We start from the raw sequence: 2,950 nt of genomic DNA, 5'->3' as shown, positions 1-2,950 counted from the left end.
CCGTCGCGCAGCGATCGCTCGGACAGCGACCGTGGCCACTTGACCTTGACGGTGGTGTCATCAGAAAAGCAACCCAGCAGCAGCCGCGCGCCGGAGCGGGTGGCGCGATGCAGCGCCAAAAGGTAACCGCGCATGGCGTTGTCATCGAGACAGTGATACATACCGCAGTCGATCACAGTGTCGAACGCCTCGGAGTAACCTCCGAGCTCGGTGGCGTCGCCCACGACGAACTTCAGGTCGACACCGGCATCCTCGGCCCGCTGTCGTGCGGTGCTCAACGCAGCGGGCGAAATGTCCAGGCCGGTGACGTCATGGCCCTGCTGGACCAGATAGATCGCGTTGTCGCCAAGACCGCAGCCGACGTCAAGGACGTCACCGCGGATCAGCCCTGCCTCGTGCCAGCCGATGACGAAGTCGTCGGGAGCCCTGGTATCCCATGGCGGCGATGCCATGGCCGGTATGCCTGGGGCCGGACTCTGACCGCGGTACAGCGCATCAAAATCGAACCGGGGAACCTTCTCATCCATTTCGGTACGGTAGCGCGCGCGCTCGGTTCGCAATTCCACAGAACGAAGACGGTCTACCTCGCCTGTGGACGGTGGTGGGACACACGCCCACCGTTTGCAACAGAGGTGACGCGGGGTGGAGGTGAGGAGGAAAGACCGCTCAAAGGTTCTGGTAGTCCCCCACCCCTGAGCGACTACATTCACCGACCATGAAGAAGATCGCGGCGCTCGCCGCTGTCGGGGTCGCCGCGCTGGCCGCCCGTCGGTATCTCGCGATGCGCGACGCGCTCGCCCATGTGGAGCCCGAGCTGCGCAGCCCGGCGCTGCCGTTTGTGACGGTCACCCACTCGGACAAGACGCTGTCGGTCCTCCGCGCCGTATACCGAGTCAAGTCATCGCCCGGCAGTGGCGTCAATGTCGCCACGCGAACGATCGGCGACCCTGGAATACGGGTCCTCGTCACGACGCCCGACGGGCATCGGACCAAACGGCCCGCGGTGCTGTCGCTGCACGGCGGCGGCATGATCGTTGGATCTCCGCAGCTCGAGCAGATGAATCATGGGCGGCTCGCGAGGGATCTGGGCGCGGTTGTCGTGGCTCCGGACTACCGGCTCGCCCCCGAAAACCCTTTCCCCGCAGCGCTTGACGACTGTATGACCACCCTGGCTTGGATGCGCGAGCACGCCGACGAGTTGGGGATAGATGCCGATCGCATCGCCGTCACGGGGCTGAGCGCAGGCGGCGGACTGGCGGCGGCGGTCGCGCAGCGCAGCCACGACGAGGGAATCGCTCTGCGTGCCCAAGGGCTTGTTTACCCGATGCTCGACGACCGCACGGTTCTGAACGGCGATGCCGAGGGCCGCGGCCGGATTGTCTGGACTCCCGAATCGAACCGGTTTGCATGGACCGCGTACCTCGGCCGGGAACCGCGGATGTCCGATGCGCCGGCTTACGCAGCGCCTGCGCGACGCGATGACCTGTTCGGCCTTCCGCCCGCGTGGATCGGCGTCGGCGAGTTGGACCTCTACTACGGCGAGGACGTGGCGTACGCGGAGAAGCTACGTGCATGCGGTGTGCCGTGTGAGCTGATCACTGTCCCGCGGATGTACCACGCCGCAGACGGCTACGCGCGGAAGGCGCCGTCGATGGAGACGTTCATTCAGGGTTTGGTGAACCATTTGAAGGCACACCTGTGATGCTCAGCGGTGGTTTGTACCAGACTTTGTGCGTGCTGGCGTAGCTTTATCCCCGGTTAGGCCTACGGGACCGTTACGGGACCACCGCCCTGGCCATGAGCGGAATTCGGGCCGTCTGAGCTGGACTTTCGTGGAGCCGATGACGGGAATCGAACCCGCGTATTCAGCTTGGGAAGCTGATGTTCTGCCATTGAACTACATCGGCGCGGTTGCCCCAGAAGGCTAGCATCCAGCGTCGGGCTCACGGGCAGGCCTCGTCGGGTGTCGCCCACGCGCGACGGCGCAATTAAGCGATCCGATTAGACGCTAACGACGACTAGTGACCTTCAATCAATTCTAAGATTCGCATATTTATCGTTTCGTTATCTGGCAGTTATCTCGTATGGTGCTCTAGGTGGGCAGGCACGTATTACCCGGGAAACCCCGAACTCACCGAAAACCACGCAATCGTTCGGTGGTCCTGGCTGTCGCCCTCGCCCCTGCCGCGGTGTCGTTCGCCACGGCCGCAGCCGTCTACTTCGCCCCTGCCAACGGCCCCGTCAAGCCGGCTGCCGCCGCCCTGAATGCGCCGAGCGGCGTGCAGATCGTGGGAGCCGAGGCAACCCCGCGGAATTTGTCCGGCGGCACGCAAGGAATGGGTGTCCCAGACGGCGAATTAACCGCGGCGTCGCGATTGCGAGTCGGATCGCGATTCTTGCCCGCTGGGGTCGCCTCGGAACGAGGCCTACAAGTAAGGACCATCCTGGCGGCGCGCGCAATCAGCGCGGAATTCCCCGAGATTCACGAAATCGGCGGCTGCCGACCGGATCCGCTGCCCTGGCATCCCAATGGCTTGGCCCTCGACGTGATGATTCCCAACCCGGAGAGCGCCGCCGGCATCGACCTGGGGAACCGGATCGTCGCGTATGTGCTGGCGAACGCCAACCGATTCGGGATGCAGGACGCGATCTGGCGCGGCGTCTACTACACGCCCGGTGGCTCGCAACCCAGCCGCCTGGGCCACTACGACCACGTCCACGTCACCACCACCGGCGGCGGCTACCCCACGGGTCACGAAGAGTACTTACGCTGAGCCCGGGGAACCCGCCGCCGAGCGATAGGCTCGTCGGGTGCTGCTCTCCGATCGTGACCTCAGGGCTGAAATCACCGCCGGCCGATTGGGTATCGACCCGTTCGACGACACCCTGGTGCAGCCGTCGAGCATCGATGTACGGCTCGACCGCATGTTCCGGGTGTTCAACAACACCC

4 protein-coding genes and 1 tRNA gene are annotated in these 2,950 nt (G+C 64.7%); 3 read left to right on the top strand and 2 right to left on the bottom strand.

Annotated features, from left to right (window positions below):
- A partial coding sequence (locus VML93_RS09785) for a class I SAM-dependent methyltransferase (protein ID WP_325610063.1) occupies positions 1 to 527 on the bottom strand: 527 nt, incomplete at its 3' end.
- Positions 528 to 715: 188 nt separating this feature from the next.
- Here VML93_RS09785 and VML93_RS09780 point away from each other — a divergent pair.
- A complete protein-coding gene (locus VML93_RS09780; RefSeq protein WP_325610062.1) occupies positions 716 to 1,702 on the top strand; it encodes an alpha/beta hydrolase in 987 nt (328 codons plus the stop codon).
- Between the two features lie 131 nt (positions 1,703 to 1,833).
- Here VML93_RS09780 and VML93_RS09775 read toward each other — a convergent pair.
- A tRNA-Gly gene (locus VML93_RS09775) sits at positions 1,834 to 1,907 on the bottom strand.
- 189 nt (positions 1,908 to 2,096) lie between these two features.
- Between VML93_RS09775 and VML93_RS09770 the strand changes: the two genes are divergently transcribed.
- Positions 2,097 to 2,774 carry a hypothetical protein gene (locus tag VML93_RS09770; protein ID WP_325610060.1) on the top strand — a complete coding sequence of 226 codons (678 nt, stop codon included), beginning with the start codon at positions 2,097 to 2,099 and terminating at the stop codon, positions 2,772 to 2,774.
- 37 nt (positions 2,775 to 2,811) lie between these two features.
- On the top strand, positions 2,812 to 2,950 hold a 139-nt coding region (locus VML93_RS09765), incomplete at its 3' end, for a dCTP deaminase domain-containing protein (RefSeq protein ID WP_414686320.1).

The organism is Mycobacterium sp. (assembly GCF_035499775.1).
GTDB lineage: Bacteria > Actinomycetota > Actinomycetes > Mycobacteriales > Mycobacteriaceae > Mycobacterium.
Note: the sequence above shows the minus strand (reverse complement) of the source record. Positions and strands in the feature narration are given on the sequence as shown.